Source organism: Paracoccus sp. Z118 (assembly GCF_019061185.1).
Classification (GTDB): Bacteria; Pseudomonadota; Alphaproteobacteria; order Rhodobacterales; family Rhodobacteraceae; genus Paracoccus.
In genome coordinates, this window is the sequence record NZ_JAHQZU010000072.1 from 1 (window position 1) to 2,472 (window position 2,472).

Consider the following 2,472-nt stretch of genomic DNA (forward strand, 5'->3'; position numbering starts at 1 on the left):
GCGTCGGTCAGCCAGAACAGGTTGCTCATATATCAGGTCTCCTCGCCATGCCTGAATCACGCCAACAGCCTGAAATCAATGGGTCTGGAGCCTACGCGGCATGGATAGGTCTCACCCCGAGACAGCACTCCAGCGGCGGTCGCGAGCGGATTGGCGGCATTTCGAAGATGGGCGACCGATATCTGCGAAAGCTGCTGTATCTCGGTGCTTTGGCACGCATTCGTTTGCGGCGGCGGCGCGGCGAAGGTGACGACTGGATCTGGCGACTGCTGGAGCGAAAGCCCGCGAAGGTCGCGGCAATCGCCATCGCCAACAAGATGGCCCGAACCATCTGGGCCCTGCTGAAAACCGGCCAGAGTTATCGCGCCGCATGACGAATTGACAGGAACGCTGCCGGATCCCCGGCAACCCGAGATGGCAAGGCGCAGAGTGAGGTGATGGCAACCGGCAGACCAAGGGAACAGGACACCCCGTGTGGCCCCAAGCGACCTGATCGCGATCAACTGATCGGACCTGAACCCGGCGGACTTCATCAAGGCGCGCAGAAAACCTCTGCATCACGACGCCGAATACATGGCCGCGAAATGCCAGACGCCAGAGCCAAATCCGCACTTGCCACGCAGGGGCCATCCATACATGGGGCCATGTCGGCACCCTGAACCACTACCGCGCCAAGCTGCGGGAGATCACCGACCTGGCCTTCAGGGAAGGCGAATACGCCGAGTGAGACGACCCGCTCCCGGTCCCGCCCGCCGACTGGCGGGCTCGGCCTCGTAGAAGGGCCCGCATCCCGCGCGCCCCGATACGGGAGACGACGATGACCAAGCTTTCCGACACCCAAGCCCTGATCCTGAGCGCCGCCGCACAGCGGCCCGAGCATATCGCCCTGCCGCTGCCCGAGAGCCTGCGCGGCGGCGCCGCCGCCAAGGTGGTCGGCGCGATGCTCGCCAAGGGCTTCCTGCAGGAGGTCAACGCCGACACGCGCAAGGGCGAGCCCGTCTGGCGCGAGACCGGCGACGGCCACGGCGTCACGCTGGTCGCCACCGACACAGGCCTCGCCGCCATCGGCATTGAGCCCGAGGACGCGAACCCCGCGCCTGCGGGCGCGACGGACGCGCCGAGCGAGCAGCCCGCGCCGGACACCCCCACAGGGGCCGAGACCGCGCCCAAGGCGCGGACGCCGCGCGAGGGCACCAAGCAGGCCACCCTGATCGCCATGCTGCGCGCGCCGGACGGTGCGACCATCGACCAGATCGTGGCCGCTACTGGGTGGTTGCCGCATACCGCGAGAGGGGCCATGTCGGGCGCGCTGAAAAAGAAGCTGGGCCTGACGATCACCTCCGACAAGGTCGACGGAAGGGGGCGCGTCTACGCCATCCGCGATTGATGGTAGCCAGCATAAGCCACCGACCGGCAGAAGGGCGACAGCTTCTGGTTCTGACTTCCGGGACGCCCACCGCGTCCCGTATCCAAGTGGCCTCTACAGTTCACTGGTAGTTGCCGCAGCGGCCAAAGAGACCGATAAAGCGCTGTGGAAATTGCTCTTGAGGATAGACGTGTCGCGATCGCAGGAACTGATAGATGGAAGAATCCAAGCGCTCCAGAGTACTATAGATGATCGGCCGCTCGGTACCAGTTTCGAATTGAAGGATCTTTTTGGTCCTGCAGAGTGGCAAGCCGAGGTTGTAGATCAAAGGCTCGATAAGAGTGTAACGCAAGCGTTCAAGAAGCGAATTCGAGGTTGGGAGGGTGCCGAGGGTCCTCGGCTCACTAATGTTCAGGTTGGTGACGTGCGCACCAGTGGGCGCGAACGAATGTTCCTACGGATTGCCGGCGACCATCAAACCAATTGAGCGGGAAGGTGTCCTGCCGAATTGTTTTCCCGGAGAGCTCGACGGCGACCAGAGATACTTCACTCGGAACGGGTCATCTCGTGCGGCGATTGCGGCGGTTGCCTAGTTGATGCTTCGCACCCTGATCGCTTCGAACAGCCGCCGCAGGGCGAAGGAGCGCGCCATGCTCACCACCGTGAAAACCGCACCCATCTTCAGGTTCTGCGCGAGCGTCGTGTGTAGCCCGAAAATTGGGAAGATCAGGATCTGCGTCACGACAGCGACGCCGTAGCCCACCGCCACGTTCGCGACCGCCTCGACCAGCGACATGGTTCGCGACTGGCTTGTGGTTTTTACTGGCTGAGTACTACACCCGTCGCGAGACATGGGAGAGCCTATGCATGTTGCTGTGATTGACATCGGAAAGCCGGGCAAGAACCTTGGCTGGGCAATTGTCGGCTCCCACCCTGCTTCAGGGACAGATCTTGATGAGGCAATCGACGAGATCTCGGACCGTATCTCGCGGGGGCCAATAGCTCTCGGCTTGTAAGCGCCACGGCGCTCTCCTCCTGCCGCTGCTGATCTGATCGGTCCATTCTCCGCGGGTGGGCATGGCGCGAAGGAGTTGGTTTTGGAGATA

At 62.9% G+C, this 2,472-nt stretch carries 3 protein-coding genes; 2 read left to right on the plus strand and 1 reads right to left on the minus strand.

Annotated elements, in window-relative coordinates; genetic code table 11:
* Both KTN05_RS17365 and KTN05_RS17370 read left to right on the plus strand, forming a co-directional pair.
* Nucleotides 1–374, plus strand: a 374-nt coding sequence (locus tag KTN05_RS17365; RefSeq protein ID WP_217330623.1) for a transposase, incomplete at its 5' end; no start/stop codon positions are given.
* Nucleotides 375–817: 443 nt separating this feature from the next.
* Complete coding sequence (locus KTN05_RS17370; protein WP_217330624.1) at nucleotides 818–1,387, plus strand: DUF3489 domain-containing protein; 570 nt, start codon at nucleotides 818–820, stop codon at nucleotides 1,385–1,387.
* A 568-nt stretch (nucleotides 1,388–1,955) separates the two neighbouring features.
* On the opposite strand, the gene KTN05_RS17375 is transcribed toward KTN05_RS17370, so the two are convergent.
* Nucleotides 1,956–2,162: a hypothetical protein gene (locus KTN05_RS17375; RefSeq protein WP_217330625.1), complete on the minus strand. Its 207-nt coding sequence runs from the start codon at nucleotides 2,160–2,162 to the stop codon at nucleotides 1,956–1,958.
* Between the last annotated feature and the right edge of the window lie 310 nt (nucleotides 2,163–2,472).